At 69.6% G+C, this 24,588-nt stretch carries 24 protein-coding genes and 1 tRNA gene; 7 read left to right on the plus strand and 18 right to left on the minus strand.

Translation table 11 applies throughout. The features are described 5' to 3' along the window. Positions 1-8 precede the first annotated feature (8 nt). Complete coding sequence (locus tag ACRSBM_RS38510; RefSeq protein WP_434451648.1) at positions 9-983, plus strand: TIGR03617 family F420-dependent LLM class oxidoreductase; 975 nt, start codon at positions 9-11, stop codon at positions 981-983. Here ACRSBM_RS38510 and ACRSBM_RS38515 read toward each other — a convergent pair. Then, the gene (locus tag ACRSBM_RS38515) at positions 965-1,138 is read right to left on the minus strand and encodes a hypothetical protein (protein WP_434451649.1); all 174 of its coding nucleotides are present in this window, start codon (positions 1,136-1,138) and stop codon (positions 965-967) included. The genes ACRSBM_RS38510 and ACRSBM_RS38515 overlap by 19 nt on opposite strands. Before the next feature lie 145 nt (positions 1,139-1,283). Between ACRSBM_RS38515 and ACRSBM_RS38520 the strand changes: the two genes are divergently transcribed. Both ACRSBM_RS38520 and ACRSBM_RS38525 read left to right on the plus strand, forming a co-directional pair. Further along, positions 1,284-1,889, plus strand: coding sequence for an ArsR/SmtB family transcription factor (locus tag ACRSBM_RS38520; protein ID WP_434451650.1), 606 nt, complete (start codon positions 1,284-1,286; stop codon positions 1,887-1,889). Further along, the gene (locus ACRSBM_RS38525) at positions 1,886-2,626 is read left to right on the plus strand and encodes an SRPBCC family protein (RefSeq protein WP_434451651.1); all 741 of its coding nucleotides are present in this window, start codon (positions 1,886-1,888) and stop codon (positions 2,624-2,626) included. The genes ACRSBM_RS38520 and ACRSBM_RS38525 overlap by 4 nt, the downstream gene beginning before the upstream one ends. Here the strand turns inward: ACRSBM_RS38525 and ACRSBM_RS38530 are convergent. Continuing rightward, positions 2,599-3,417, minus strand: coding sequence for an endo alpha-1,4 polygalactosaminidase (locus ACRSBM_RS38530; protein WP_434451652.1), 819 nt, complete (start codon positions 3,415-3,417; stop codon positions 2,599-2,601). The genes ACRSBM_RS38525 and ACRSBM_RS38530 overlap by 28 nt on opposite strands. Positions 3,418-3,597: 180 nt before the next feature. On the opposite strand from ACRSBM_RS38530, the gene ACRSBM_RS38535 reads away from it, so the two are divergent. Next, entirely contained in the window at positions 3,598-4,275 is a 678-nt protein-coding gene (locus ACRSBM_RS38535) for an HNH endonuclease family protein (RefSeq protein WP_434451653.1), read from the plus strand. 45 nt (positions 4,276-4,320) lie between these two features. Here ACRSBM_RS38535 and ACRSBM_RS38540 read toward each other — a convergent pair. Further along, a tRNA-Thr gene (locus ACRSBM_RS38540) sits at positions 4,321-4,394 on the minus strand. A gap of 108 nt (positions 4,395-4,502) precedes the next feature. Between ACRSBM_RS38540 and ACRSBM_RS38545 the strand changes: the two genes are divergently transcribed. Next, positions 4,503-5,882: a hypothetical protein gene (locus ACRSBM_RS38545; protein ID WP_434451654.1), complete on the plus strand. Its 1,380-nt coding sequence runs from the start codon at positions 4,503-4,505 to the stop codon at positions 5,880-5,882. A 272-nt stretch (positions 5,883-6,154) separates the two neighbouring features. Here the strand turns inward: ACRSBM_RS38545 and ACRSBM_RS38550 are convergent, their stop codons facing one another. The 11 genes from ACRSBM_RS38550 to ACRSBM_RS38600 form a co-directional block, all read right to left on the minus strand. Continuing rightward, positions 6,155-6,484: a hypothetical protein gene (locus ACRSBM_RS38550; RefSeq protein WP_434451655.1), complete on the minus strand. Its 330-nt coding sequence runs from the start codon at positions 6,482-6,484 to the stop codon at positions 6,155-6,157. Between the two features lie 4 nt (positions 6,485-6,488). Then, positions 6,489-7,685 (minus strand): DNA polymerase III subunit delta', encoded by a 1,197-nt coding sequence (locus tag ACRSBM_RS38555; RefSeq protein ID WP_434451656.1) that lies wholly within the window; start codon positions 7,683-7,685, stop codon positions 6,489-6,491. 23 nt (positions 7,686-7,708) lie between these two features. Next, positions 7,709-9,748, minus strand: a complete 2,040-nt coding sequence (locus ACRSBM_RS38560; RefSeq protein ID WP_434451657.1) for a bifunctional MFS transporter/dTMP kinase — start codon at positions 9,746-9,748, stop codon at positions 7,709-7,711. A 71-nt stretch (positions 9,749-9,819) separates the two neighbouring features. After that, the gene (locus tag ACRSBM_RS38565) at positions 9,820-10,254 is read right to left on the minus strand and encodes a hypothetical protein (protein ID WP_434451658.1); all 435 of its coding nucleotides are present in this window, start codon (positions 10,252-10,254) and stop codon (positions 9,820-9,822) included. A 22-nt stretch (positions 10,255-10,276) separates the two neighbouring features. Then, complete coding sequence (topA, locus tag ACRSBM_RS38570) at positions 10,277-13,039, minus strand: type I DNA topoisomerase (protein ID WP_434451659.1); 2,763 nt, start codon at positions 13,037-13,039, stop codon at positions 10,277-10,279. Positions 13,040-13,179: 140 nt separating this feature from the next. After that, entirely contained in the window at positions 13,180-13,752 is a 573-nt protein-coding gene (locus tag ACRSBM_RS38575) for a hypothetical protein (protein WP_434451660.1), read from the minus strand. Between the two features lie 39 nt (positions 13,753-13,791). After that, the gene (locus ACRSBM_RS38580) at positions 13,792-14,340 is read right to left on the minus strand and encodes a hypothetical protein (protein WP_434451661.1); all 549 of its coding nucleotides are present in this window, start codon (positions 14,338-14,340) and stop codon (positions 13,792-13,794) included. Between the two features lie 73 nt (positions 14,341-14,413). Further along, a complete protein-coding gene (locus ACRSBM_RS38585; protein WP_434451662.1) occupies positions 14,414-15,010 on the minus strand; it encodes a hypothetical protein in 597 nt (198 codons plus the stop codon). An 81-nt stretch (positions 15,011-15,091) separates the two neighbouring features. Next, positions 15,092-15,652 carry a hypothetical protein gene (locus ACRSBM_RS38590; RefSeq protein ID WP_434451663.1) on the minus strand — a complete coding sequence of 187 codons (561 nt, stop codon included), beginning with the start codon at positions 15,650-15,652 and terminating at the stop codon, positions 15,092-15,094. Positions 15,653-15,681: 29 nt separating this feature from the next. Next, positions 15,682-16,257 (minus strand): hypothetical protein, encoded by a 576-nt coding sequence (locus ACRSBM_RS38595; protein WP_434451664.1) that lies wholly within the window; start codon positions 16,255-16,257, stop codon positions 15,682-15,684. A 67-nt stretch (positions 16,258-16,324) separates the two neighbouring features. Next, positions 16,325-18,634, minus strand: a complete 2,310-nt coding sequence (locus ACRSBM_RS38600; protein WP_434451665.1) for a sodium-translocating pyrophosphatase — start codon at positions 18,632-18,634, stop codon at positions 16,325-16,327. A gap of 216 nt (positions 18,635-18,850) precedes the next feature. Here ACRSBM_RS38600 and ACRSBM_RS38605 point away from each other — a divergent pair, with 216 nt between their 5' ends. Both ACRSBM_RS38605 and ACRSBM_RS38610 read left to right on the plus strand, forming a co-directional pair. Next, entirely contained in the window at positions 18,851-21,148 is a 2,298-nt protein-coding gene (locus ACRSBM_RS38605; protein WP_434451666.1) for a DEAD/DEAH box helicase, read from the plus strand. A gap of 384 nt (positions 21,149-21,532) precedes the next feature. Then, positions 21,533-22,309, plus strand: coding sequence for an aminoglycoside adenylyltransferase domain-containing protein (locus ACRSBM_RS38610; protein ID WP_434451667.1), 777 nt, complete (start codon positions 21,533-21,535; stop codon positions 22,307-22,309). Between the two features lie 563 nt (positions 22,310-22,872). On the opposite strand, the gene ACRSBM_RS38615 is transcribed toward ACRSBM_RS38610, so the two are convergent. The 4 genes from ACRSBM_RS38615 to ACRSBM_RS38630 all read right to left on the minus strand — a co-directional run bounded on the left by ACRSBM_RS38615 (position 22,873) and on the right by ACRSBM_RS38630 (position 24,583). Then, positions 22,873-23,493 carry a bifunctional DNA primase/polymerase gene (locus ACRSBM_RS38615; RefSeq protein ID WP_434451668.1) on the minus strand — a complete coding sequence of 207 codons (621 nt, stop codon included), beginning with the start codon at positions 23,491-23,493 and terminating at the stop codon, positions 22,873-22,875. Positions 23,494-23,689: 196 nt separating this feature from the next. Then, entirely contained in the window at positions 23,690-24,115 is a 426-nt protein-coding gene (locus ACRSBM_RS38620; protein ID WP_434451669.1) for an Rv3654c family TadE-like protein, read from the minus strand. Further along, on the minus strand, positions 24,112-24,411 hold the full coding sequence (locus tag ACRSBM_RS38625; protein WP_434451670.1) for a TadE family type IV pilus minor pilin: 300 nt from the start codon (positions 24,409-24,411) through the stop codon (positions 24,112-24,114). The genes ACRSBM_RS38620 and ACRSBM_RS38625 overlap by 4 nt, the downstream gene beginning before the upstream one ends. A 10-nt stretch (positions 24,412-24,421) precedes the next feature. Next, positions 24,422-24,583: a DUF4244 domain-containing protein gene (locus ACRSBM_RS38630; RefSeq protein WP_434451671.1), complete on the minus strand. Its 162-nt coding sequence runs from the start codon at positions 24,581-24,583 to the stop codon at positions 24,422-24,424. Between the last annotated feature and the right edge of the window lie 5 nt (positions 24,584-24,588).

Genomic DNA, 24,588 nt, shown 5'->3' on the forward strand with positions numbered 1-24,588 from the left:
TCTGCGGCATGAGACTGGACAGCAGTGCCGTCGACTACACCCCGGCCGACGCCGGGTCCATCGCCAGGAGCGCGGAGGACCGCGGCTACGACGGGTTCTGGCTCGCCGAGACCAAGCACGACCCGTTCCTCGCGCTGTCCGGCGCCGCCGCCGCGACCGAGCGGATCGAGCTCGGCACGGCGATCGCGGTGGCGTTCGCGCGCAACCCCATGACCGTCGCGACCACGGCGAACGACCTGCGGCTGCTGTCGCGCGGCCGGTTCAACCTCGGCCTGGGCTCGCAGGTCGAAGCGCACATCACCAAGCGCTTCTCCATGCCGTGGAGCCGGCCGGCGGCGCGCATGCGCGAGTTCGTGCTGGCCATCCGCGCGATCTGGCACGCATGGGAGACGGGCGAGCGGCTGGCGTTCCGCGGCGAGTTCTACCAGCACACGCTGATGACGCCGTTCTTCGACCCCGGCCCGAACCCGCACGGCACCGCGCCGATCTACCTCGCGGGCGTCGGCGAGCGGATGACCGAGGTGGCGGGCGAGGTCGCGGACGGCTTCCTGTGCCACAACTTCACGACCGAGCGGTACCTGCGCGAGGTGACGCTGCCGGCGCTCGAACGCGGCCGCGCCAAGGCGGGAAAGACGTTGGAGGGCTTCGAGATCAGCGGCCCGGTGTTCACCGCGACGAACGACGAGGAGATCGCCGACGTCAAGCAGCGGATCGCCTTCTACGGGTCGACACCGGCGTACAAGCCGGTGCTGGACCTGCATGGCTGGGGCACGCTGCACGAGGAGCTGCACCGCATGTCACGGCGGCAGCAGTGGGCGGAGATGAGCGAGCTGATCACGGACGAGGTGCTGGACGCGTTCTGCGTCCTCGGCTCTCCGGAGACGGTCACAGCCTCGCTGCTGGACCGCTACGGCGACGTCGTCACCCGGATCTCTCCGTCGACGGACGTCCTCCAGAGCGGGCTTCAGCGCCCGGAGAAGTGACTGAGCCCCTGACGTGCCAGCTCGGCGTGGAAGGCGTCGAGCTCGGCGCGCACCCTGACGACCCCGCGCTTGCGGACCCACCTGCGTCTACCGACGTTGGCGGCGGTCAGGGCGAACGGCAGCGCCAGCAGGGTCAGGACCAACATCATGATCATGTCGTCTCCTCAGGGGTTGCGAACTTGCAACGACCAATCGAGACATCGCTTACGGTACCGGCTCCAACGCCACCCAGGTGGAGCAAAGCTCACCGACAGCAACTGAGTTCTTGACTAATTTTGTTTTCGGTGTGACGCTGGGGCCATGTTCGAAGTGGCGGTGATCGAGGACCCGGCTGCGGCCGAGGTGTCGCTGGACCCAGTGCGGGCGAGACTGCTCGCGGAGCTGGCAGAGCCGGGATCGGCGACGATGCTCGCCGCGAAGGTCGGCCTGCCCAGGCAGAAGGTGAACTACCACCTGCGCACGCTGGAGCAGCACGGCCTGGTGGAGCTCGTCGAGGAACGGCGCAAGGGCAACGTGAACGAACGCCTGATGCAGGCGACCGCCGCGTCCTACGTCATCTCCCCGACCGCGCTCGCGGCCGTGCAGCCAGACCCGGCGCGCTCACCCGATCGGTTGTCCGCGCGGTGGCTGCTCGCGGTCTCGGCCAGGCTGGTGCGTGACGTCGGCACGTTGATCACCGGCGCGACCAGGGCGAAGAAGCGGCTCGCGACCTTCGCACTCGACGGCGAGGTCCGGTTCGCCAGCGCGGCGGACCGCGCGGCGTTCGCCGAGGAGCTCGCCGGGTTCATGACGCAGCTGGTCGCCAAATACCACGACGAACAGGCCGAAGGAGGGCGTCCGCACCGAGTCGTCGTCGCCCTGCACCCGAGCGTCACCGCCAACGATGCCAAGGAGGACGAGTCGTGACCCGCGAGTTCGAGATCGAAAAGGAAGTCGAGATCGCCGGCACCCCGGAGCAGGTCTGGGACGCCATCGCGACCGGGCCGGGCCTCGACTCGTGGTTCATGGGACCACACACCGTCGACGGGCGCCTGGACGGTCGCATCTCGCTCGACCTGGGCTTCTTCCAGGAGGCCTCGACGATCACCGCGTGGGAGCCGGGCAAGCGCCTCGCCTACGCCGGCGACAAGGGCGAGGACGGCACGTTCCACGCGATGGAGTACCTGATCGAGGGCCGCGGCCAGGGCTCGACCGTACTGCGGTTCGTGCACAGCGGCCTGCTCGCCGACGGCTGGGGCGACGAGTTCGTCGACCAGCAGTCGAAGGGCTGGGACATGTACCTCTTCACGCTCGCCGAGTACGTCAGGCACTTCGCGGGCAGGCCCGGCACCTACGTGTTCGCCCAGTGGCCCGAGCAGCCCGAGGGCGCCGCCAACTGGCCGGTGCTGCTCAAGGCGCTCGGCATCCCCGAGGACGCGCAGGTGGGCGACGAGGTCACGATGGAGCCGTTCGGTGTCACCGGCGTCGTCGACTACGTCGTGCGCCACGACCTGCACGAGTTCCTCGGCGTGCGCGGCCCGGAGGGGCTCTACCGGTTCCACGGCACCAACGCCGTCGGCCACCACCTCTTCGGCGACGCGACCGGCCAGGCCGAGAAGTGGCAGGCGTTCCTCAATCAGACGGTGGGCGGGCAGACCTCGTAGACGTAGTCCTCGTGCCCGTACGGCACCACGTTCCGGTCGCGGCGGATGATCGAGACCCGTCCGCCGCGGTCGGCGCAGGACTTGCGGAACCCCTCGTCGGTGTACTCGATCTGGAAGAAGTGGTCGCCGAACGCCTCGGCGTAGGACCCGCACTCGCCCAGCGCCTGGCAGTCCTCGGTGATCGCGAAGTCGAAGCCGATCTCCTCCTTGCCCGCGGTGCCCAGCTCGGCGACGTTCTTCTGCGCGACGGCGAGGCCCTGCTCGTGCGCGTACTTGACGAAGCCCTTCATGAACTCCTTGGTGGCGTTGAGGTCGAACGCCCCTTCGGCCCGCGTGTAGGAGTCGAGGTTGTCCGGCTCGACGCCCTTGAACATGGCCGTCTTGCAGTCCTTGATCCACTTCTTCTGGATGTCGAGGATCCTGCGGCGCTTGTCGTCGGTGGAGACGTCGAGGACGCCCTCGTTCCACTCCTCGTCGATCACGACGTCGCCGTTCGGCTTCTTGACCAGCAGGTCGCCGTGGTGCTGCTTCCACCAGCTCAGCCCGCCCTCCATCGGGTCGGGCTGGGTCTGCAGGGCGTTGAGGTAGCAGATGTTGTAGCGCCGGCCGTCCGCGAACTTGCTCCGGTCCCGCATGACGATCTTGACCGGCACGTCGGGCTGGTACGTCCCGCCGAGCTGGTAGTCGAACTGCGCGCCGACCGGCGGCAACTCCCGCGGCGGTGGCTCCGGCTCACTCGAGCACGAGGTGACGGCCAGCAGCACAGCGGCCAGCGCCGCGACGAACTTCATGCGACCCACCCGTCGACGACCTCCTCCAGCAGCGCGAGCGCCAGCCATGGTAAGCATGCCGAACCTGAACCCGTCACCGCCGCAGAGGCCCATCTCGTCCGGCCGGACGTTCGCAGGACAGCGCCCAGAGTTACGCCGTTGAGCGGCCATCACGCCCTTTGTACCGGGTAACTCCCGCGCATGCGCTGGTTGCTGCTGATCATCCTGCTGACCGGCTGTGCCGCGATACCCCTGTCGCCTGCCCCGCAGGTGGACCGGGTACCGACCGGCACCCTCGACGCCGTTGCCGCACGCACCTCTCTCGCGGCCCTGCCGCTGGCACAACCGGGCCGGCTCGACGGCTACGTGCGCGACTGCTCGGACGACAAGGCGTGCGTCTTCGGGCAGCCGTGGTTCGACACCGACGGCGACGGCTGCGACCAGCGCAGCCAGGTGCTGGCCCGCGACCTGACCGGCGTCACCCGCAAACCGGGCCGTTGCGGCGTGCAGTCGGGCACGCTCGACGACCCCTACACCGGCTCGCGCGTCACCAGCGTGTCGAAGATCCAGATCGACCACGTGGTCCCGCTGGCGGAGATGTGGCGCAGCGGCGCGGCGACGTGGGCTCCCGACCGGCGGCTGGCGGCGGCCAACGACCTGCGCAACCTCGTGGCGGTCTCCAGCAAGGTCAACCAGTCGAAGAGCGACAAGACGCCCGACGAGTGGATGCCGCCCAACGCCGGTTACTCGTGTTCCTACGGGCGGATGTATGTGACGGTGAAAGCGGCTTACGGGCTGTCGGTGGCTCCGGCGGAACGCACGGCGCTGGAGAACGCATTGGTTAGCTGCGACGCGGCACCGGCGGGGACCACGAAATAGCAGAAGGGCCAGGTCAGCGAATGACCTGGCCCTTCCGTCTCACCGAGCCGCCTATCGGAATCGAACCGATGACCTGCTCATTACGAGTGAGCCGCTCTGGCCGACTGAGCTAAGGCGGCGAGACGCGACAACTATAACCGACCCGCAAGCGCGTTACTCACGGGGGTCGGCATCGTTGTACGGACCGTGACCGACGTCACGGCCTCCTAACCGCCGGGGAGAGGTTCATGCGCCGTTCGATGTCCGTGCCGCTGGCCGGGTTGCTGCTCGCGCTCGTCGCGGCGCCGGCGCTCGCGCAGCCTCCGACCACTCCGGTGCCGGGGCCGCGTGACCCGAGCCAGCCTCCCGCGTCGTCGCCGAACGGGCCGCAGCCGCTGGCGCACGCGGTGGGCGACGCGGGGACCGGGCTGAGCGTCGTCCGGCTCGGGCCGCAGGGGGTGCCGACGAACACGATCCTGCCGGGCCTCGGCGAGCAGTTGCCGAAGCAGTCGGTCACCGAGTTCGGGCTGGGGCTGGCGAGCGCGCAGGTCAACACCGAGGCGTTCCTGGCCACCGAGCGGGTCGTGACGCAGGCGAACCCGTTCGGGTTCGCGGTGGCGGGCCGGTCGCCGCAGTCGCCGGGCACACTGGTGCAGACGGCGATTCCGGACAACCCGCAGCCGACCAACGGCGGACTGCCGATTCCGGAGACGCCGCTGGGCACGCTCCGGGCGCTCAACGGCAGCGTGCACGCGCGGTGGGACGACAAGCTCGGGCCGTGCATCAGCCCTCTGGCCACGGCCAAGACCTCGCTGGCGGGCCTCGAGGTCCTCAGCGCGCTGCCGGCCGAGGTGCCGTTGCCCGCGAAGACCAGCCTGCTCAGCGTCCCGGACACCTTCGAGGCGAGTTCCGTCGTCAGGCTGGTCGACCTGCCGGGCAGCAAGAACAAGGCGGTCGAGTCGACGTCCACGATGCGCGCGGTCAGCGTCGAGCTGGCGGGCGGCATCAAGATCGACGTCGCGAGCCCGCCGACGCTCACCGCCACGGCGACCGGGGACGAGAAGACCTCGAAGATCACCTACACGGCACCGGTGCTGAAGGTCAGCCAGAACGGCAAGGACCTCGGCACGCTGGACGCCGCGCACCCGACGCTGGACATCCCGCTGCTGCTGGACCTGGTCGTGATCAAGCTGCAGATCGCGGGGCTCAACGAGAAGAAGGCGAGCTTCACGGGCAACGGGTTCAGCGGCTTCCAGCTCGGCGCCACGGCCCGGATGCTCGACGTGCAGCTCCTGCCGACGGACAAGCTCAAGTTGCCGAACCTGCCGACGGCGCTCGCGCAGATCTCGCTGGGCGAGCAGATCGTCCGGGCCGCGGCGCCGCAGGGCGGTGTGGTCTGCGGGACCTCGCAGCCGCCGCAGACCCAGCCGAACGCGCCACAGCAGCCCGGTGGGCAGGCGGCACCTCCGAAGGCGCCGGCGCTCGCCTACACCAACGCCGCGTACCAGGCGATCCCGCTGTTCTGGACCGGCACGGCACTGCTGCTCGCGGGCGTGGTGCTCGTGGCCGCGCTGCCGGCCAGGGCGGCGTCCAGCCGGGCGGGGGCGTCGGCCGCGGGACGGCGATGACGCCGTTCACTATCGCCCCACCTGCCGGCGCAGACCGGTCTGGGTGAGACGGGCTGTGTCTACCGAGGGCGACGGCCCTGCCGCCGACCGACCCGGCCACCCGCGCTTCCTTACCTTGCGGAACGTTTGAAATTCGCTTTGGGTTCCCGGCTGTCCACAGCCTAGCCCGCCAGGCGTTTCCGCAGGTCAAAGCGTCGCAATCTGTGGACAACTCGAGATCTTGATCAGGCAGCACGCCGACCTGGTTGATCAGGCAGCACGCCGACCCTTGGTCAGGTGCCTAACAACTCCCAGCCGTCGAGTTCCAACCTCGCCCCGGCGTGCCACCCGCGGGCCGAGGCTTCGTCGAGCAGCGCGCGGACGACCCCCGGCCGGTTGAGGTTCAGGCTTCGCCCGTCGGCGTGCTGCACCTCGCCGGCGTGCAGGAACCCGTCCGCGACGAGGTGACCATCGCCGGCCTGGAACACGACCACCAGCTGTCCTGGCGCACCCTCACGTCGCAGTCGCACCACTTCACGGCAGCCGCTCTCGTGCGAGTGGCGAACCGACCAGATGAACCGGTCCGGCCCGACCAGCAACGACCTGACAGCACGCCGGGACATCGGGTCACCCCCGGTGCAGCGTCGTCACCATCGCCTCGACGGCGATCCGCGGCTTCACGTTGACCTCGATCGCCTCCCGGCAGGCCAGCACCGCCTCCAACCGCCGCAGGATCGACTCCTGCGACCACTGAGCGGCAGCCGTCCGGGAATCCCCGGCCCGGTCCGGGTGCATCAGCGCAGCCTCGGACCCGGTCTTCGTCACCAGCGCATCCCGGTAGAACCCGGCCAGATCCACCAAGGCCATGTCGAGCGAGTCACGCTGCGTCCGCGTGGCCCGGGACTTCTGCCGCTTCTCCAGATCCTTCAAGGCACCCTTGGCCCCACGGGTCGCGGCGGCCGTCCCCTTCCCCGTGCCACCGGCGCCCATCGCGGTCTCCAGCGCCTCCCGCTCGGCATCGTTGCGAGCCTCGTTGGCGGTGGACGCGTCGTCCTCAGCGGCCTTGATCAGCTCGTCGGCGCAGGTGAAGACGTCAGCGGGCTTGCGCAGCGCCAGCGGGATCCGCAGCACGGACTCGCGGCGGGACCGGGACTGCTCGTCGGAGGCCAGCCTCCGGGCCCGCCCGACGTGGCCGCCGCACACCGACGCTGCCCACTGGGCCATCTCCGGCGCGACCCCGTCCACGGTCTCCAACGCCGACGCGATGGCGGCGGGGCGGGGCGAGCCCAGTGAGACCAGGCGGCATCGCGAGCGGATCGTCACCGACACGTCGTCGGGGTGGTCCGAGGGCGCGCACAGCAGGAAGACCGTTCGCTCCGGCGGTTCCTCGACGGCCTTCAGCAGGGCGTTCGCGGCGCCTTCGGTCAGCCGGTCGGCGTCCTCGATGATCACCACCTGCCACCGGCCCGAGGTGGGGCGGCGCGCGGAGATCTGGACGAGGGACCGCATTTCGGCAACCGAGATCGAGAGGCCCTCGGGGGCCACTACCCGTACGTCGGCGTGCGTGCCGTGCAACGAAGTGCGGCAGCCGTTGCATTCGCCGCAACCTGGCCGGTCGTCGGTCACTGCGCACTGCAGCGCGCCGGCGAACGCTCGGGCGGTCGAGGAACGGCCGGAGCCGGGTGGGCCGGTGAAGAGCCAGGCGTGGGTCATCACGCCGGGGGCCGGCTTGCCGCCCGCGACGATCACGGCAGCGGCCTCGGCGGCCGCGGACAGGGTTGCCACCGCGTCGGGCTGGCCGACCACCTCGTCCCACACGCTCATGGGTGCAGTCTTCCAGCGGGCAGTCAGACGGCGGCTTCGGGGACCGCGCGCCTGCGGGTCGCGAGCAGCGGCAGGACGGCGGAGCGGACTCGGTCGGCCACCTCGTCGGCGTCGCCCTCGGCCTCGACCACGACGTAGCGGTCCGGGTCGGCGGCGGCCATCTCGCTCAGCAGTCGTTGCACGCGCCAGTGGTGTTCGAGGCCGATCCTCTTGCCGTCGGTGACCGGGCGGTCCAGCAGGATCGTGAGGTCCGGCCGCAGCCGGCCCGTCGCCCAGTCGACCAGGCCTTCGAGCTCCTGGTGTTCCAACTCGCTGGTCGCGGTGAAGTGCGCCAGCGGCGAGTCGACGTAGCGCTCCATCACGACGACGGAGCCTCCGTCCAGTGCGGGACGCACCTGCCGTTCGACGACGTCCGCGCGGACGGCGGCGGCGACCAGCGCCTGTGCGCGCACTCCGGCCAGTTCGGCGGAGGACAGCATCGTGCGCAGGCGGCGTTCGTCGTGTTCGGGGTCGGCGGCCAGGAGTACGTCGAGTCCTTCGGCGCGCAGGGCGGCGGCCAGGCGGCGGGCCTGCACCGACGTGTCCTCGCGGGTGTCGCCCTCGACCGCGATCAGGAGACCTGTGGTGTGCCGGCGGCCGCGGAAGGCCGCGAACAGCGACGACAGGACCGGCTCCTCGCGGCGGTCGTCCATCTGCCGGTACGCGACGAGGCCGAGGACGATCGCGATCGCGGCGCCGCCGAGCATCACCGGGCGGGTCGCGTCGACCTCCATCGGGTGGCCGAACACGCTGACCTCGCGCTTCTGCAGCAAGGCCACGAGCAGGGGCGCGCCGGCCGAGGCGCCGAACAGCACGACCTTGAGCAGCGACTGGATGAGCGCGACCGTGCGGCCGCGCATCTCGTCCTCGACCTGCGACCCCACGATCGTCAGGCCGGTCAGGAACGCCACGCCCGCGCACGCGCCGACCAGTGCCACCGTCAGCAGCGCGATCCACAGGTGCGGGGCCACCGCGACCAGCACCAGCGCGATGCCGGCCAGCACGATCGTGACGCCGAACAGGCGGTTGTAGGCGAGCCGCCGGGCCAGTCTCGGCGCGGTCGCCATGCCCACGGCGAGCCCGAGGAACACGGCCACGAACAGCAGGCCGAACGTCGAGGCGCCACCGAGCAGCGACTGGGCGTAGAGCTTCGCCGTCGCGATCACGACACCGGCGGCGGCGAACGCGCCGATCATGCCGATGACCAGGCCGCGGACCAGCGGGGTCGCGGCGGCGAACCTCACGCCGTCGCGGAACATCGCGACGAAGCCGGGCTTGTCGGCGTCCTCGGCCTTCTTGCGCGACGAGTCGACGCGGCCGGAGAGCTCCGGCAGCCGGGTCGCGATCAGGATGGCGGAGGTGAAGTACAGCAGGCCGTTGATGATCACGGCGATCGTCGCGATGCGGAACTCGAGGTTGCCGCCCTGCAGGTTCAGATAGCCGGGGATGCCCGCGATCAGCGAGTACAGGCCGAAACCGCTGATCGTGGAGATGCCGTAGGTCATCACCAGGCCGAGCTGGTTCGCCGACTCCACCTGGTCGGGGCGGCGCAGCAGGTTCGGGACCGCCGACTCCTTGGCCGGGATCCACAGCATCGCGCAGCAGCCGACCAGGAAGTTCGCGACGAACAGCCAGATCGGGGACCCGATCAGCGCGATCGAGATGAACAACGACCCGCGCAGGACGTCGCAAACCACCATCACCTTGCGGCGGTCGAACTTGTCCGCGAGCACGCCACCGATGGGCGCGAAGAGGATGCCGGGCAGCAGCTGGGTGAGCACGACCAGCGACAGTGCGAACGACTGCCACTGGTAGCTGTTCATCATCTCGGAGACCAGACCGGTCAACGCGAGCAGTGACAGCCAGTCACCAACGCTACACAGATAGGTGACGAGCCAAAGTCGCCGGAACGGCCTAATGGCCAGCACCGAGCGAAGCCGGTGAACCGTGGACACGCTGGACTGGGCCTGCCCCGTCTGGCCGGCCCCGGTCACCTGCGTGTCCGCGTCCTGAATTTCAGTCACCCCTAATCGACACTCCCGTGCGATCAGCGTAACCGGATGTGGTGAGTCAGGACGCCGGACTCTCAGCACTGCTAGCTGAAGATCGCTCCGAGAATGCCGAGCAGGACCAGCACGAAGAATCCGACCACGATCAGGCAGCCGATGAACGCGGCCACCCCGTTCGCGGGTTTGGCCGGCTGTTGTTGTTGCGCTCCAGGCGTTTGGTAGGGCTGTGCGAACGGCGGCGGCACCTGCTGGTGCGCTCGCTGCGTCCGGCCGCGCGGTCGCCGCTGCTCCTGCTGCATCTGCGAGTAGATGGCCTGACGCATCTCCTCGGTCGGCGCCGGCGGTGTCGGCACCGACACACGTGACCTCGAAGACGCCCACTGCGAAGACGTCCATTGGGACGACGCCCACTGGGGAGCGATCCAGGTCTCCGCCGTCACCAGCCCGGACAGCGGGTCGGAGAACAGCCGGGGAGGCGGCGGGGCCTGCGTCCCGTCCGGACCGAACTCGGAACTCGGCACCGCCACCTCCTCCTGCTGACCGCTAGCTCTTGGACTTGGCCGGGGCCTTCTTGGCGGCAGGCTTCTTCGCCGCCGCCGGCTTCTTGGCCGGAGCCTTCTTCTTGACCGGTCCCTTGGCGCGCTTCTCGGCCAGCAACTCGGCCGCGCGCTCGTCGGTGATCGACTCGACGCTGTCCGTCTTGCGCAGCGACGCGTTCGCCTCACCGTCGGTGACGTACGGGCCGAAGCGGCCCTCCTTGATCACCATCGGCTTGCCGGACACCGGGTCGTTGCCCATCTCGCGCAGCGGCGGCGCGGCGGCGGCCCGACCGCGCTTCTTCGGCTCGGAGTAAATCTTCAGCGCCTCTTCGAGCGTGACGGTGAAGATCTGGGACTCGTCGGTCAGCGACCGCGAGTCCGTGCCCTTCTTCAGGTACGGGCCGTAGCGGCCGTTCTGCGCGGTGATCTCGGCGCCCGTCTCCGGGTCCTTGCCGACCACGCGCGGCAGCGAGAGCAGCTTCAACGCGTCTTCCAGCGTCACCGAGTCCAGCGACATCGACTTGAACAACGAGCCGGTGCGCGGCTTCGGCGCCTTCGCCTTCGACGAGCCGTTCTCCGCCGCCTCGGGCAGCACCTCGGTCACGTACGGGCCGAAGCGGCCCTCCTTGGCCACGATCTCGTTGCCCGAGACCGGGTCGGTGCCGAGCGACCGGCCCTCCTGCGGCGTCGAGAACAGCTTCTCGGCGATCTCACCGGTCAGCTCGTCCGGCGGCAGGTCGTCCGGCAGGTTCGCGCGCTGCGCGGCGCCGTCGACCTCGCGCTCCAGGTACGGCCCGAAGCGGCCGACGCGGACGACGACCGTGCGGCCCTCGGAGTCGCTGAACAGCGGGATCGAGTTGACCTCGCGCGGGTCGATGTCCTCGACACCCGTGCCGACCAGCTTCTTCAGGCCGCCGGAACGGCCGATCGAGCCGTCGGGACCGACGCTGCCGCCGAAGTAGAAGCCGGAGAGCCACGTGGTGCGCTGCTGGCGACCGGCGGCGATGCCGTCCAGCTCGTCCTCGAGCGCGGCGGTGAAGTCGTAGTCGACGAGGCGGCCGAAGTGGCCTTCGAGCAGGCCGACCACGGCGAACGCGACCCAGGACGGGACCAGCGCGGCGCCCTTCTTCCACACGTAGCCGCGGTCCTGGATGGTGCTGATGATCGACGAGTAGGTGGAGGGACGGCCGATGCCGAGCTCCTCCATCGTCTTGATCAGCGACGGCTCGGTGAAGCGCGAGGGCGGCGAGGTGGTGTGGCCGTCCGCGGACAGCTCCGCGATCGTCAGGTCCTGGTCCTTGACGAGCTGCGGCAGGCGCGACTCCGCGTCGTCGGACTCGCCACCGGCCTCGGCGTCGACGGTCTCGACGTAGGCCTTGAGGAAGCCGGCGAACGTGATCGTGCGGCCGGACGCGGCGAACGTGACCTCCTGGCCCGTCGCGGCACGGCCCAGGATGCGGATGCTGGTCGTGTTGCCCCGCGCGTCGGCCATCTGGGACGCGATGGTGCGCTGCCAGATCATCTCGTAGAGCTTGAACTCGTCGGAGTCGAGCTCGGCGGCCACCTGACCGGGCGTGCGGAAGACCTCTCCGGCCGGCCTGATCGCCTCGTGGGCCTCCTGCGCGTTCTTGACCTTGCGTGTGTACTGCCGGGGCTTGTCCGAGACGTACTGCGCGCCGTAGAGGTCCGTGGCCTGCGTGCGGGCCGCGTTGATCGCGGTCTCCGACAGCGTCGTGCTGTCGGTACGCATGTAGGTGATGTAGCCGTTCTCGTACAGCTTCTGCGCCGTGCGCATCGTGCGGTCGGCGGAGAACCGCAGCTTGCGGCCCGCCTCCTGCTGCAGCGTCGAGGTCATGAACGGCGGGTACGGCTTGCGCGAGTACGGCTTCTCCTCGACCGAGGAGACCTTGACCGGCGCGTTCTCCAGACCGTTCGCGATGGCCCTGGCCTGCGCCTCGTCCAGCACGACCACGTCGGCCCTGCCGGTCAGCTTGCCGTCCGAGCCGAAGTCGCGGCCGGTGGCGAGACGGGTGCCGTCGACGGCGACGAGACGCGCGCCGAACTGGCGCGGCGTGGCCTGCTCACCGGCGTCCATCTGCGCGGAGATGTCCCAGTAGCTCGCCGAGACGAACTTCATACGCTCGCGTTCGCGCTCCACGACCAGACGCGTCGCCACGGACTGCACGCGGCCTGCCGAAAGCTTCGGCATGACCTTCTTCCACAGCACCGGGCTGACCTCGTAGCCGTAGAGGCGGTCGAGGATGCGGCGGGTCTCCTGCGCGTCGACCAGGTCCTGGTCGAGGTCACGGGGGTTGGCGGCGGCGGCCTGGATCGCGGACTCGGTGATCTCGTGGAACACCATCCGGCGGACCGGGACCTTGGGCTTGAGCGTCTCCAGCAGGTGCCACGCGATGGCTTCACCCTCGCGGTCACCGTCTGTCGCGAGGTAGAGCTCGTCGACGTCCTTCAACGCTTCCTTGAGCTCGGTGACCAGCGACTTCTTGTCGGCGGAGACCACGTAGAGCGGCTCGAAGCCGTGGTCTACGTCCACGCCGAGCCTGGCCCAGGCCTGGCCCTTGAACTTCGCGGGAACGTCGGCGGCACCGCGCGGCAGGTCCCGGATGTGTCCCCTGGAGGACTCCACGACGAAGTTGCTGCCGAGGTACGAGGCGATCTTGCGCGCCTTCGTGGGCGACTCGACGATCACCAGTCGTCGGGTGCCGCCCGCACCTCCGCTGCTCTTTCTCGCCCGTGTCGATCCAGCCACTCGCTGTCCTGCTCTCTTCCAAACCCGGTTCCCAGGCCCGCCAGTGTTGCCCAGCGTCGGCCGAAAAGCACACCATCCGTCATGTCTCGGCGACGCCTGTACGACGAGACAGAGTGACACAACCTTGCCGGACCGCCCGCTCAGGCCGCCGGCCAGGTGCTCATCGCCACTCCCTGCGGAGGGCTTCCGACCAGCTCAGCGAGCCGTGCCAGCCGTCGTCGGCCGGTTACCCGCAATGCCGGAGCCCCTACCAGGGTGCACGGAAGTCCGGACGCGAGCAGCGCATTTTGCAACGGCAGGTGTGTCTGCGGTGCGTTGGGGTCCAAACCGAGCAGGTACGCGGACTCCATCCAGCTGCCCGCGGCCAGCGCCCAGACGCGCAGCACCGCTCCGTTCAGCTCGAAGTCCGCAGGCACCTTCTTGACCGAGCCGTCCAGCCAGCGGGCGGCCAGAGGGGTGAGATCCGTGCGGAACGGCGTGCGAACGAAGTGCGTGCCCTCGTCGTTGACGCACAGCTCGGTCGTCACGCCACGCTCGGTGCAGGCCTGCTTGAGCGGGCGGTGCCGCCACTCGTCACGCAGTTCGACGTAGACGCGGGCGGCCGTGCCGCGCGCGAAGCTGACGGCCTGCCCCGGCCCGCAGAGGAAGCCGGCGAGGTCCGCCTTGGCCGGCGCTCGCGCCTCGGCCGAGAAGAAGGACAGCTGCCCAACCACGGCCCACAGGGTAGAACAGACGTTCGAGCGTGACTAGTTTCAAGATTGCCGGCTGCCTGTCTTGAGCTCGGTGCAGGGTGCGGACCTGCCCATCTCCGCTGCGTACTTGGGCGACTTCTCGAGCGCGTCGAAGGTCGCCCGCAGGTCTTCCGGCGCCGTCACCACGTTGGTGTCGGCCAGCACCTTCTCGGCGTTCTCCCAGAACTGCGCGTTCGGTTCCAGCGCCTGCACGGGAGCCTGCGCGCCGGCGTACGACCTCGCGGACTCCTCGACGAACCTGACCAGCCGCTCATGCACCTTCTCCAGGTCGTCCTCGGGCGCGCCGAGCTCCTTCAGCTTCTTCTCGGCGGCCGCGAACGCGGTGGCGTTGGAGGTGACGAGCTTGACGTACGCGGTCTTGACCGCAGCGGGGTCGGCCGGGTCCTGTTCGCGCAGCTCGACGCCGGCTTCCATGCCTGGGAGGACGCCGCCGCAGAACGCGTCCACCCACTGGCGCTGCGCGTCGGTGATCGGCTTGTCCCCGGCGGATCCGCAGGCGGTCAGCACGACGGCACCGGTCAGCACGGCAGTGAGCAGACGTGTCCTCATGCGAGCTATTTTCCCAGGCCGTCCGCGGTGGTCGCGGCCGCGCTCAGCACGGCCGCGACCAGGCGAAAGCTCGTTACTGGCCGATGAGCTCGCCGAGCTTGGTGCGCATCTCGGTGCACTCCGGCGACTTCGAGATGGCGTCCTTGAGCTTCGGGTCGGCGTCGAGCTTCTTGATCTGCTCGGAGAGCTTCGACGGGTCGGCGGAGTCACCGCCGATCTTCTCGACCTGCGCCATGAAGTCGGGCGAGTTGGCGTCGATCTTGCTGATCTGCTCGCGGACCGCCACGTACTCCTTGGCGCCGTCGCCGAACATCTTGACCAGCTCGTCGTGCAGGGCCTGGTGCTCGGGGGCGGGCGCGCCGACCTCCTTGAGCTTCTTCTCGGTGGCGGCCATCGCCGTGCCGCCGGTGTCGAGCAGCTTGAGCATGCCCTCCTTCATCGCGGGCGGGTTCTCGGCGTTGGCCGCGAAGACGGTGATGAGCTCGACCGCACCCGTCAGCACCGGCGTGGTGCCGCTGCAGAACGCGCCCGCCCACTTCACCGGGTCGCCGGCGGGCTGGGTCGTCGTGGTGGTCGTGGACTGCGCGGACGGCGCGGCGGTGCTGCCGCAACCGGTGACGGCCAGCGCGGCGCCCGCGCAGACGGCGACGATCGACAAACGTGCGTTCATGTGAACATCCCCCAGAAAATCCCTGAGCGGACCGGCGAACAGTACACGTTCGGGTGGTTCGGTCAGACGGATTCCTCCGTGTCACGGGGTGGGCGCCGAGGCCTGGAGTTCCTTGCAGGAAGCGGCCTTCTGCGAGGCCCCGGCAAGCCCCGTCTCGTCGAACTTCCCGCGCACGGCGGCGCCGGCGTTCTCCAGTTCGGTCGCCTTGGTCGCCATCTCGGTGAAGGCGGTGACGACCTGGGTCTCGTCGGCCGCCGAGTCGACCTTCGACCTGGTGTCGGCGAGCAGGGTCCTGACCTGCTCCATGCCCTGCTCGGCGGTGGTGGCCAGCTCCTTCGACCGCGCGTGCGGGCCGTTCTCCAGTGCCTTGAGGTCGGCGATCGACTTCTCGACCGCGGTGATCTTGGTGCCGAGCCACTCCGACAGGCCCGTCCTGAGCTTCTCCGGGTCGTTCATGTCGATGGGCGGCTCGTCGGACATGATCTTGGCGGTGCCGCCGACGGCACCGCAGACCTTGTCGATCCAGGCGACGACATCGGCCTCGCCGGCGGTGGGCGTCGACGACGTGGACGAACCGCCGCCGGTGCACGCGGTGAGCGCGAGCAGACAGCTCGTCAGGAGTGTGCAGACTGTGCGACGCATGGGCCGGAAGCTACCTCGGCCGGACTCGCTCAGCTCGTCGGCGTGACGTTGAGGCGCTGCATCTCCTGGCACTTCGGCGCGCTCTGCGTGGCCTTCTGCAGCTCGGGGACGGCCTTGAGGTCGCGCAGCGGGTCGGCGAGCTCGGAGAGCTTGGCGATGGCCTCTCCGGCGGCCTGGAGGCCTCCGGTGGCGTTGTTCGCGTCGGCCTGCTCCACCTTCGTCTTGGCGTCGGCGAACACGGCACCGAGCGAGGTGAAGGTCTCGGCCATCTTGATGACGGCCTCGTCGCCGCCCGCGACGGGCGACGGGCCGACGTTCTTGAGGCCCTCGGCCGACTTGGTGAAGGCGTCGGCGAGCTGGCCCATGTAGGCGGCCATGTCGGCCTTGAGCTTGGTGGAGTCGCCCGCGTCGAGCTTGGGGGCCGTCTTCTCGATCTTGGCGAACTCGGAGGCGGCGCCGCACACCTTGTCCATGTACGCGACGGCCTCGGGGCCGGCCGCGTCGCTGCTGGGCGTCGGCGTTGACGTGCCGGAGTTGCCGCCGTTGGTGCACCCGGCCAGCGCCAGGGTGGCAACGGCGGCAGTGGCGACGAGGCTGCGCCTCATGTCGTAACTCCTCGGTCGGGGTACGTCGGGGGGATACCCGAAAGTACCCCGACCGGGAGTGTTGTACCTACGCGGCGCCGTTGCTCACGGTCTCCGCGGGCGTGTCCGCGATCGCGGTACCGCGGCGCTTGGACACGACCACCGCACCGACGATGATCATCGCGGCGACGACGGCGATCGCGATGCGGATCGGGTCGGACGCGTTGTCACCGATGGAGAAGGTGACGATGGCGGGGGCGATCAGCACCGAGACCAGGTTCATCACCTTGATCAGCGGGTTGATGGCCGGGCCGGCGGTGTCCTTGAACGGGTCGCCGACAGTGTCGCCGATGACCGTCGCGGCGTGGGCGTCGGAGCCCTTGCCGCCGTGGTTGCCGTCCTCGACCAGCTTCTTGGCGTTGTCCCAGGCACCACCGGAGTTGGCCAGGAAGACCGCCATCAGCGTGCCGGTCGCGATCGCACCGGCCAGGTAACCCGCCAGCGGGCCGACGCCGAGGCCGAAGCCGACGGCGACCGGGGCGAGCACGGCCATCAGACCAGGGGTCGCGAGCTCGCGCAGCGAGTCCTTGGTGCAGATGTCGACGACCTTGCCGTACTCCGGCTTCACCGAGTAGTCCATGATGCCCGGGTTCTCGCGGAACTGGCGGCGCACCTCGAACACGATGGCACCGGCCGCGCGCGTCACGGCGTTGACCGCGAGGCCCGAGAACATGAAGACGACGGCCGCACCGATAGCGACGCCGACCAGCACGTTCGGGCTGAACACCACGTTGCTGAACGACACGGGCAGGTCGCCCGCGACGTTGCCGACCTTGACGAGCGCCTGGTCGATCGCGTCCTTGTAGGAGCCGAACAGCGCCGTCGCGGCGAGCACGGCGGTCGCGATCGCGATGCCCTTGGTGATGGCCTTGGTGGTGTTGCCGACCGCGTCGAGCTCGGTGAGGATCTGCGCGCCCTCACCGTGCACGTCACCGGACATCTCGGCGATGCCCTGCGCGTTGTCGGAGACCGGGCCGAAGGTGTCCATCGCGACGATGACACCCACGGTCGTGAGGAGACCACAACCGGCGAGCGCGATCGCGAACAGCGCGACGACGACCGAACCGGAGAGCAGGAACGCGCCGTACACGGCCGCACCGATCACCAGCGCGGTGTAGACCGCCGACTCGAAACCGACCGAGATGCCGGACAGGATCACCGTGGCGGCACCGGTCAGCGAGGTCTTGCCGACCTCCTGCACCGGCTTGTGCTCGGTGCCGGTGTAGTAGCCGGTCAGCCAGAGGATGACGCCGGCCAGCACGATGCCGATGATCACCGCGACGGACGCGATCAGCTGCGGGTTGCCGGTGGTGGCCCTGACCGCGTCGCCGACGCCCCTGAGGTCCGCGAAGGAGCTCGGCAGGTACGCGAAGGCGGCGATCGTGCACAGCACCGCGGAGATGACCGCGGAGATGTAGAAGGAGCGGTTGATGGCCGTGAGGCCGTTCTCGCCCACCTTCGCCTTCGTCGTGTACACGCCGATGATCGCGGTCAGCACACCGATCGCGGGGACGATCAGCGGGAACAGCAGGCCCTGCACGCCGAACGCGACGGTGCCGAGGATCAGCGACGCCACCAGGGTGACGGCGTAGGACTCGAAGAGGTCCGCGGCCATGCCGGCGCAGTCACCGACGTTGTCGCCCACGTTGTCCGCGATGGTGGCGGCGTTGCGGGGGTCGTCCTCGGGGATGCCCTGCTCGACCTTGCCGACCAGGTCGGCGCCGACGTCCGCGGCCTTGGTGAAGATGCCGCCGCCGACACGCATGAACATCGCGAGCAGCGCGGCACCGAAACCGAAGCCCTCCAGGACCTTCGGAGCCTGACCCGTGTACACGAACACGACCAGCGCGGCTCCGAAGAGGCCGAGACCGACCGTGGTCATGCCGACCACACCACCGGTGCGGAACGCGATGCGCGTCGCCTTTTCGCGACCGCCTTCTTCGTTCGCGGCGGCGGCGACACGCACGTTGGCGCGCGTGGACAACCACATGCCCAGGTAGCCGATAGTCGCCGAGAACGCGGCACCGACGATGAAGAACAAAGATCGGCCGATTCGTTCGGCCAAATCATCTGCCGGTAGCGCGAACAGCAGAACGAACACGATCACGACAAAGATGCCGAGCGTGCGGAACTGCCGGTTGAGGTAGGCCGCTGCGCCCTCCTGAACCGCCTTGGCGATGTCCTGCATCTTGGGGGTGCCCTGGCCTGCGGCCAGGACCTCCTTGAGCAGCACGTACCCGACGGCGAGAGCAGCCAGGGCGACCACGGCGACCACGGCTACGACGCCGCGATCACCCCCGGAGAGCTCGAGGCTCTCCGCGAGGAATTGCCGGGACATCCGTCCTCCTGGTGAGTTGCCATGTGCAGCGCCAAGGCAGACCAGCCGCCCAGCGCGACGTGACGCATCCCTCATTGGATGCGATGAGCGGGGAGTCTAGGGGGTGGTTGCAACGAGGCAACGAAACGTCCCGATCCGTGCACACACCGTTATCTGCGCAGGAAGTCGAGCACAGCCCGGCCGGGACTGTCGGTGGTGTATGCGAAGCTCGGCCCCGTGGTGGATCAGGGACGCCGGTTGCTGGACCGCGTGCTGGCGGGGGTGCCCGCCGGTGAGTCGCCGCTCACGCACGCGCGCGATCTGCCGTTGCGGCAGGCAGATCACGTGGACTGGCCTGCGTGGACGGCCCCCGCGGTCGTCGAGGCGTTCGTCGGGACGGGCGTCCGCGAGCCGTGGCGGCACCAGGCCGAGGCGGCGTCGCTGGCGTGGTCGGGGCAGCACGTGGTGCTCGCGACGGGCACGGCGTCGGGCAAGTCACTTGCCTACCAGTTGCCCGTGCTTTCCACTCTTTTGGCGGACACGAAGGCCACCGCGCTGTACCTGTCACCGACCAAAGCCCTTGGCGCGGACCAGCTCCGCTCGCTCGACGAGCTGGGGATCAAGGGGGTGCGCGCGTCGGCCTACGACGGTGACACCCCGATGGCCGAACGCGACTGGGTCAGGGCGCACGCGAACTGGGTGTTCACGAACCCGGACATGCTGCACCGCGGAATCCTGCCGCAGCACCCGAAATGGCTGCGGTTCTTCCGCCGCCTGAAGTACGTGGTGATCGACGAGTGCCATTCCTACCGCGGTGTTTTCGGTTCGCACGTCGCGTTGTTGATGCGGCGGCTGCGGAGGGTCGCGCGCAAATACGGCGCGGATCCGATCTTCGTTTTGGCATCGGCCACTGTGGCTGATCCTTCTGGGTCCGCCGAACGTTTGCTGGGCGTGCCGGTTTCCGCTGTCGTGGACGACTTCTCGCCGCGTGCGTCGCGCACGGTCGCGTTGTGGGAGCCCCCACTGACCTCTCTGGAGGGTGAGAACGGCGCGCCCGTACGGCGCTCGGCGGGCGCGGAGACATCGCGGATCCTGGCCGACCTCGTCGTCGAGGGCGCACGATCGCTCGCCTTCGTGCGCTCACGCCGCGGCGCGGAGCTGACGGCGCTCGGCACCCAGCGAATCCTGTCCGAAGTGGACGGTGAGCTGCCCGGCCGGGTGGCCGCCTACCGGGGCGGGTTCCTGCCGGAGGAGCGGCGGGCGCTCGAGAAGTCGCTGTCCACAGGCGACCTGCTCGGGGTCGCGACGACGAACGCGCTGGAGCTCGGCGTCGACATCGCCGGGCTGGACGCCGTGGTCGTGGCCGGGTTCCCCGGCACGCTGGCGTCGTTCTGGCAGCAGGCAGGCCGCGCCGGGCGGTCCGGGGACAGTGCTCTCGTGGTGTTCGTGGCGCGTGACGACCCGTTGGACACGTACCTGGTGCACAACCCGTCCGCGGTGCTGGACAGGCCGGTCGAGGCGACGGTGCTGGACCCGTTGAACCCGTACGTGCTCGGGCCGCAGCTGGCGTGCGCCGCGTCCGAGATGCCGTTGACGCCGGCCTGCCTCGACGACTTCGGCGGGCCTCTCGCGGAGGCGGTGCTGGCCGACCTCGTGGCGGAGAAGCTGCTGCGCAAGCGGCCTGCCGGGTGGTACTGGGCGTCGCACGACCGCCCGCACACCGGGGTCGACATCCGCGGCTCGGGCGGCGACCAGGTGGCCGTCGTGGAGGCGGACTCGGGCCGGATGCTCGGCACGGTCGACCCGGGATCGGCCTGCTGGCAGGTGCATCCCGGTGCCGTGTACCTGCACCAGGGGCGGGCGTACGTGGTCGACGAGCTCGACCTGGACAGCGGGCTCGCGATGGTCCACCGGGAAGATCCGGAGTGGACGACGCAGCCGCGTGACTGCGTGGACATCACCGTGGTGCGCGAGGTCGAACGCGCCGACTTCGGCGGGGTGTCCGTCTGCCTGGGCGAGGTGGAGGTGACGACGCAGGTCGTCGGCTACCTGCGGCGGCTGCCGTCCGGTGTGGTGCTCGACCAGATCCCGCTGGACCTGCCGGAGCAGACGCTGCAAACCCGTGCGGTCTGGTACACCGTCGACGAGTCGCTGCTGTTCGACGCCGGCGTCGAGGCGAAACGCGTCCCCGGCGCCCTGCACGCCGCCGAGCACGCGGCGATCGGCCTGCTGCCGCTGTTCGCGACGTGCGACAGGTGGGACATCGGCGGAGTGTCGACGGCCGCGCACCCGGACACGGGGATGCCGACGGTGTTCGTGCACGACGGCCACCCCGGCGGCGCGGGCTTCGCCGACCGCGGCCACTCGGCGCTGCGGGCCTGGCTCTCGGCGACGCGGGCGGCGATCAGCGCGTGCTCGTGCCCGATGGGCTGCCCGTCGTGCGTGCAGTCGCCCAAGTGCGGCAACGGCAACGATCCGCTGGACAAGGCCGGCGCCGTGCTGGTGCTGGACGTGGTGCTGAGCAAGATCGCCTGACCAGGTAGCCGCTGTGACCTGGCGCTGGGCGAGATCGCCTGACCGGGTGGCCGCTGCGACGCGGCGCTGGGCGAGATCGCCTCGCCGAGCGGCCGCTGTGACCTGTGCTGGGCAAAATCGCCTGACCAGGCGGCCGCTGCTTGGCTACCGTGGCGCTGTGACCGCATGCAGCTGCAACGCCACTGACCGGACCCGTCGCGCCTAGCGCGGCCGAGCCGGAAGTTCGCCGCGCCCTCGCGCGGCTGACCACCTGACGCGCCTTCGCGCGCTGGTCGAGGCTCTGTCGCGCCCTCGCGCGGCCTCACCCCGAACCCGCCTTCGCGCGCTGGTCGGGGCTCCGCCGCGCCCGTTCCCTCATCGGCCACGGGTTCTTCAGGAGTTGCCTTGTTCACGCCTTTCTCCGACCTTGACGCACTGCTCGCCGACCTGGTCTCGTCCGTGCGCGAGATCCTCGGCCCCACCTACGTGGGTACGTACGTCCAGGGCTCGTTCGCCCTGGGCGCCGGTGACGTCCACAGCGACTGCGACTTCATCGTCGCCTGCACCGAGTTGCCGTCCGGTGACCGGGAAGCGGGACTGCGCGCGCTGCACGACGAGATCCCTCTGCGGCCGGGCCATTGGTCGACGGAGATCGAGGGCTCGTACGCCGACGTGGAGTCGCTGCGCACGTTGGCCGGTCTCGGGGTTCCGTGGCTGTTCAACGACCACGGCCACCGCACGTTGGCCTGGGACACCCACTGCAACAGCCCGCACACCCGCTGGATCCTGCGCCACCACGGCATCGTGCTGGACGGCCCGCCGATCACGTCACTGGTCGACGAGGTGCCCGCGTCCGCTCTGCGCTCGGCGATGCGTGCCGAGCTGCCACACGTGCTGGCAGGCATCAGGGAGTGGGCGCCGATGGGCAACGCCTGGACGCAGCGCTACATCGTCTCGACGTACTGCCGCACGCTCTACACCATCCACACGGGAGAGGTGGAGTCGAAGCGTGGCGCCCTGCTCTGGGCGACGAAAATGCTCGATCAGCGGTGGCACCCGCTGATCGAGCAGGTCCTGCAGGACCGGGACCTCGGCTGGGACGCCGACGCGGTTCCGCGGCCCGGATCCATGGAGGAGACCTTCGCCTTCGCGTCCTACGCGGAAGGTCTCCCACTTCCGTGAGGCTTCCGCCGCCGTGCGGGCGCCCGCCGCCCGAACTCGCGGGGGTCTGAGGGGTCGCTCCCCCACAAGACAACCGAACGACGTGGTTCGCGTTCTCCGCGGACACACGCTCCCCGAGTTTCGTGGGCGCGGCGGGGGCTCACGGGTACCCCCGCCGCGCTCTCCACGTGCCGAACACTGTTTTCCCGCCTGCTACCGCTTCGCGACCGGATCCCTTGGAACATCGGTGGAATCTGGTTCGTTCGTCTCGACAGGACACGCGGGAGGCGTCGGTGTCCACTGTCTTCTGACGAACTCCGGGGAGGAGCCGGCTTCACCGACCGCGGCAGAGCTGGCGCTCTGCCACTAACGTTCCTCGGCCCGGTCGCTGGTGCGGGAGGCTGTCCTTCGGGGTGCGTGTTCGGCTTTTCGCCCGTTCCCGCGCGGCCCCCGACGTGCGGGGTGCGGAGGCCGATCACCGGATCGGGCTGAGGTGGAACGGCCGCGCAGGGCATCGTCTTCGGGGTTGTCGGGGAGAGTCCACGACGACACCCAGCGCGGCCGGGCTTCGTTTGGAGTTGTTGTCAGACGGTTTCGAGCTGGTAGCTCGCCGGGGCGTGCAGCGCCTCGACGAGTGCGTCCTGCACGACGTGCGCGTCCGGCAGGTTCCAGCCGCAGACCTGCGGCTTGACCCGCCAGTGCACGACACCGTGCGCCATCGTGGTGGGGGGCAGCGGGATGTACTCGCCCTTGGCGTAGTGGTGCACGTCGTAGTTGCCGGCCAGCTCGGTGTTGAGCTTCGAGCCGGACTTCACGAGGAACATCCACCGGCCGGACGGGGTCGCGGCGATCGGCACGGGAACACCGATCGACCGCAGTGCGACGGCGGCGCGGCGGCCGAGGGCGGTACCGACCTCGATCGCGTCCACCACGTGGCCGGTCGCGACGAGAAGGCTGTAGGAGCCGCCCGCCCACCACGTGGCGACCTGGTCGGGACTAGTCCCGATGCGGTCCACCCAGTCGCGGTGCACGGGGATGGGGCCGTGGAGCTCGAGGCCGCTGCGCCCCGCCCACCGGGTGACGCCGTCCTCGGAACCGGCCGGATAGGTGCCGGGCAGTACGGGCCAACCGCGGTACGCGAGGCTGACGGCCTCGGCACGCAGTTCGATGCGGAAGGCCCCGCGCCAGCTGTCCGACCAATCCATCTTCCGTCGCCTTCTTCCTAGCTTCTGACTCGACATCGACGTGGTGCCGGTGTTCGTAGGACACCGCGTCGGTGCCGCCTCTACAACTAACGACACCGGCACCGGCCTCGGGAACCCCCGCTCGACAACTGGTAGCTACGGGACGGCGAACGCCCTTTGCCGGACCGGGCAGCTGAACGCCGCGCGTTTGGTTCGATCACCGTTCAGCATGTCCGGGCGCCGGTGTGAGTCCGCTCACCGCTGGGAGTCGACCGTTCGTCGTGCTCCAAACGCTTTGATCTTCGGCCGGACCTGCCCTGGCACGTGCGTTCGCCGGGCCGAACGGCGTAATCGCCGAGACCTCAACCACCACCTCCCAGCCGCTCACCGCGCAGTTCGTCAGCTCGGCACCGTTTGCCGCCGCAACCCGTTTGGCCTGGTCACACGCACTGTCATCGCCTTCGGTGAGACGAGCGGCAGCCGCGAGCGCCGCCAGATCGGCCGCACCGGTCACCCGGTGCCGCGCGATGACCGCCGAACCGGCCTGCGCACCGGCCACAGTGAGGATGATCAGCAGCAACATCGCCGCCACACCGCTCACCGCAGCCGAACCGCGCTCGCAACCAGACCGTTCGCCGTTCATCGCGGCTCCAGCACGGCGAACGCCCCCGCGCTGAGCGGTACGCCCAACGGCCCCCGCTTGCTGACGACGACCTTCACCGCGTCCGCTTCCGTGTGGATGACGACGCTCGCGCCGGGCGCTATCCGCCCGACCGCCTCTTCACCGCGCTGCCGTTCACCGCGAGCTGTGAGCCGAGCCGCCTCTCTCGCCGCGTCGGTGCACTGCATCTGTTCGATGACCGCCGTCAGCCCGGCCGCCGCCAGCCCCATGAACACCAGGAGCGCGCACACCGCGATCGCGGCCTCGACCGTCGCCATGCCCCGGTCGTCAGACCGAAGACAGCGCACGCTGTATCAGTCCTTGCAACTCGTTGCGCACGAAGTCGCTGGTGACGAGCACATACATCACCCCGGCCATCGTGGCCGCCGCCAACGTCCCGATCGCGTACTCCACAGTGCTCATGCCGCTGTCGTCGTCGAGCAGGTCCATCTCTT

It is taken from the genome of Lentzea xerophila (genome assembly GCF_051094245.1).
GTDB lineage: Bacteria > Actinomycetota > Actinomycetes > Mycobacteriales > Pseudonocardiaceae > Lentzea > Lentzea xerophila.